Below are 3,988 nucleotides of genomic sequence, written 5' to 3' on the forward strand. Positions count from 1 at the left end.
AGCGTGCCACAACGGCACAGATCGAAAAAGAACGTTAACGGCCGGACAACCCTATCGCTTGGGGTTTGGGAAACAGGCCGGGTCTCATATAGTCGGCATGCGCTCGCTCTCTGCCCTGTTTATCGCCTGTCTGACATTGTTTTGCGCGCCTGCGGCGGCGCAGGTCCTGTCGGTTGAAACCTATGTCGAGGAATGGGACGCGGGCACGCAAAGCTGGGTCCGGGTCGGCGATACTGTGGATGATGGCGCAGAACGCTTTGTTGCCGTCCAGCGCGCGCAGCCTTCTCTCTCGGTCAGGACATATGGCCCGTTTCGCGTGATTGATAAACGCCGTGCCGAGATGGTTGGGGTCACCAATCGCGCATCGCCGCGCCAGTTTGCCGCGATGCTGGCCGATTATCCGCAGCTTGAGACACTGGCATTGGTCGATGCGCCGGGCACTGATGATGACCGCGCCAATCTGGCAGTGGGCCGGATGATTCGCGCCGCCGGTCTTGAAACTTATGTACCGGCTGGCGGATCGGTCCGTTCGGGCGCGGTGGAACTGTTCCTGGCCGGTAACACCCGCCGGATCGATGACGGCGCAGAGTTCGCGGTCCATTCATGGCGCGATATCTATGGCCGCCAACCGCAGGATTTCCCCATGAGCGCGCCGGAAAACCGCATCTATCTCGACTATTATCAAGAGATGGGCATGAACGCGGATGAGGCGCGCGCATTCTATGATATGACCAATTCGGTGGCGTTTACCGATGCCAAATGGCTGACCGCGCAGGATATGCGCGGCTGGCTGGGGGCCGGGGGTGTGATGCAGCAGCCTGTATTAGAGGATGGTTTCGTCCAGCAGGAAACACCGAAAATAGACGCTGCACCGGTACTGGCATATCTTGACTTGGATACCCTTGTGCCATAACGGGCATCGCACACGGAGGTCGTCCCCGGTCGGGCGGCCCTTTTTATTTGATATTTAGGTGTTCTCATGAAGCGTACTTTTCAGCCCAGCAATCTGGTCCGCGCCCGCCGTCATGGCTTTTTCGCGCGCAAGGCAACCGTTGGCGGCCGTAAAGTGCTCCGCGCCCGCCGCGCGCGCGGCCGCAAGAAGCTGTCGGCGTAATTTTCTAGACCCTCAAACGCCGGGCGGCCACATCCCTGGCCTTGGCTTCCTCGCATTAGCTCGGTCGGGATGCCAAAGAATTTGGGCGCCCTTGCGGTTCACTGGCCGTGAACCAGATCATTCCAAGCCTCAATTTTAGAACCTGTTCTTGCTCGCGGCAGCCATAGGGCCAAGCGGCCCGCCCGCAGCGACGCGATCTATGATCGCATGAGCGAGGATATCGCGAGCCCGGATGGGCTTGCGCAAACAAACAATCCCGGCGTTTGAGGGTCCAAAACAAAAAGACTCTTCTCGCTCTTGGCGCTATGCCGTGACCGTGACCAGTACCAAACCCGCAATCATTACCCAGCGCCGCGATTTTCTTGCGGCCAATCAGGGTCTGCGCGCGGCGCGGCCTGCCTTTGTTTTGCTGGCCAGCCCCAATGGCGGCAAGGGCGTTCGGTTTGGCATTACGGTAACCAAGCGGATCGGAAACGCGGTGGTGCGCAACCGGATCAAGCGGCGATTCCGTGAATTGTTGCGCGATGCCCTGCCCAAAGAAGGGTTGCCCGATCACGATCACATTCTAATCGGCCGCGATGCAGCATTACGCCGCGACTTCGCCATCATGCGCAAGGACTTGGGTTTCGCCCTCAGGGCTGTGCGCGAGGGGAACGGCGATGCGCCGCGTGCGCCGCGCCCTGGGAAGCGCCCCGCACACCGCAGAAATACCCGCCGGTGAAGCGTATTTTGATCTGGCTGGCGCGCGGATGGCAAATCGGCCCGTCGCGGGTTTTGCCGCCGACATGCCGCTATATGCCGTCGTGCAGCCAATATGCGATTGAGGCTTTGACCAGATACGGCGCAATCAAGGGTGGATGGATGGCGTTTAAGCGTATAATGCGCTGCCACCCCTGGGGCAGTCACGGGCATGATCCGGTGCCATAAATGCGGCTGCACCCCTGCTAGACGTAAATGCTATATTGACTGCCAGATGTTAAGTTAATTTTGGAAATGTGATCTTGGACAATACGCGTAATCTGTTGCTCGCCGTGGTTCTATGCGGTCTTATGTTGCTGGGTTGGGATGCCGGAATGCGGTATTTCTATCCGCAGCCTGCGGTCGAAGCGCAGGCAGAGGTCGCCGCCTCTACTGGTGCTGATGGAAGCTCTGCCGCTTTGGCGGGTGAGGGTGAGACCATCACATCGGGCACACGCGAAGGCGGCCTGACCGATCCGGCAGATATTGCTCAGGAAGAAGCCGATCTGGAAACCGAACTGGTTTCGGCTGGCCGCATCCAAATCAACGCGCCTGAAGTGAGCGGATCGATCAATCCGGTTGGTGCGCGTATTGATGACATTACGCTGAAAACCCACACGCAGACCGTCGATAAGGACAGCGGTCCAGTGCGGATCTTCTCGCCGGGCGGCACACCGGCGCAGCATTTTGCGGAATTTGGCTTCATCGTAAATGGAGAGCGGATTGCCGAGGATACCGTGTGGCAAAGCGAGGGCGGCCCGCTCGCCCCCGGCAACCCGGTGACGTTGCGCCACGATAATGGTCAGGGCCAGGTGATGACGATCGCGCTGGCGATCGACGATCATTATATGATCACCGCCAAGCAGACGATTGCCAATACGTCCGAAAATGCGATTGTCGCGCGGCCCTTCAGCCTGATTAACCGCACCAGCCGCACCGCCAGCGCCGATACGTGGAATGTCCATTCGGGACCGATTGGAAATTTTGCCGATGCGGTGCAATTCGGCCCCGATTATGACGATCTGGCCGAAGATTCCGCCGAGGGCACCACCGAAGGCCGCGCCAATTGGCTGGGCTTTACCGATATTTACTGGCTGTCCGCGCTCGTCCCGCAGGATGGCAGCGATGCGGATACCGATTTCCGCTCGCTTGGAAACAGCCTGTTTCGCGCTGATCTGATTTATCAGCCGGTCACAGTCGCCGCCGGCCGCCAAGTGACCAAAACCACACGGTTATTCGCGGGCGCCAAAGAAAGCACCGTGCTGCGCGAATATGAACAGAAATACAGTATCGATAAATTCGGCAAGTCGATTGATTGGGGCTGGTTTGAATTTATCGCATGGCCGATCTGGTGGCTGCTGACGCATCTGTTTGGTCTGGTGGGCAATTTTGGTGTGGCGATTATCCTGCTCACCGTCGTGATTCGCGGCGCTCTGTTCCCGATTGCGCAAAAACAGTTTGCCAGCATGGCCGCGATGAAAGCGATCCAGCCGAAAATGAAGGCCATTCAGGAACGCTACAAAGACAATAAGCAGGAACAGCAGCAAAAGATTATGGCGCTGTATAAGGAGGAGAAGGTCAATCCGCTGGCGGGTTGTCTGCCCATCTTGATCCAGATCCCGATTTTCTTCGCGCTGTATAAAACGCTGCTGCTGTCGATTGAAATGCGGCACCAGCCCTTCGCGCTGTGGCTGAAGGATCTGTCCGCGCCCGATCCGGCGCATATCCTCAACCTGTTCGGCTTGCTTCCGTTTGATGTGCCCAGCCTGCTGGCGATTGGCCCGTTGGCGATCCTGCTCGGCATTACGATGTGGATGACGTTCAAACTCAATCCGACCGCGATGGACCCGATCCAGCAACAAATCTTCAACATCATGCCGTGGATGCTGATGTTTGTGATGGCACCGTTTGCTGCCGGTCTGCTGCTCTACTGGGTCACCAACAACGTGCTGACGATTGCGCAGCAGGCCTATCTCTATTCCAGGCACCCGCAGTTAAAAGCGGCGGCGGAGAAAGAGAAAGCTGACAAAGCCGCTGCGGCGGCGCGTGAAGCAGCCGGATAATGAAGGCGCTCAGCCCGGAGGAACTGGAAGCAGAAGAAGCCGCCGCGCGTGAAGAACTGGCCTTCCGTGCAGG

At 58.4% G+C, this 3,988-nt stretch carries 5 protein-coding genes; all 5 read left to right on the forward strand.

Features of this window, described 5'->3' with window-relative positions; genetic code table 11:
• Nucleotides 1-97: 97 nt before the first annotated feature.
• The 5 genes from WA922_RS02700 (at nt 98) to yidC (ending at nt 3,915) form a co-directional block, all read left to right on the forward strand.
• Complete coding sequence (locus WA922_RS02700) at nt 98-913, forward strand: alpha/beta hydrolase (RefSeq protein ID WP_424770138.1); 816 nt, start codon at nt 98-100, stop codon at nt 911-913.
• Between the two features lie 66 nt (nt 914-979).
• Nucleotides 980-1,114, forward strand: coding sequence for a 50S ribosomal protein L34 (gene rpmH / locus WA922_RS02705; protein ID WP_170012854.1), 135 nt, complete (start codon nt 980-982; stop codon nt 1,112-1,114).
• A gap of 316 nt (nt 1,115-1,430) precedes the next feature.
• Nucleotides 1,431-1,835, forward strand: a complete 405-nt coding sequence (rnpA, locus tag WA922_RS02710; protein ID WP_424770139.1) for a ribonuclease P protein component — start codon at nt 1,431-1,433, stop codon at nt 1,833-1,835.
• A complete protein-coding gene (yidD, locus tag WA922_RS02715; protein WP_424770140.1) occupies nt 1,832-2,041 on the forward strand; it encodes a membrane protein insertion efficiency factor YidD in 210 nt (69 codons plus the stop codon). The genes rnpA and yidD overlap by 4 nt, the downstream gene beginning before the upstream one ends.
• 74 nt (nt 2,042-2,115) lie before the next feature.
• Nucleotides 2,116-3,915 carry a membrane protein insertase YidC gene (gene yidC, locus WA922_RS02720; protein WP_424770141.1) on the forward strand — a complete coding sequence of 600 codons (1,800 nt, stop codon included), beginning with the start codon at nt 2,116-2,118 and terminating at the stop codon, nt 3,913-3,915.
• Nucleotides 3,916-3,988: the final 73 nt, after the last annotated feature.

Origin of the sequence: Pontixanthobacter sp. (assembly GCF_049682855.1) — a bacterium.
Taxonomy (GTDB): domain Bacteria; phylum Pseudomonadota; class Alphaproteobacteria; order Sphingomonadales; family Sphingomonadaceae; genus Pontixanthobacter.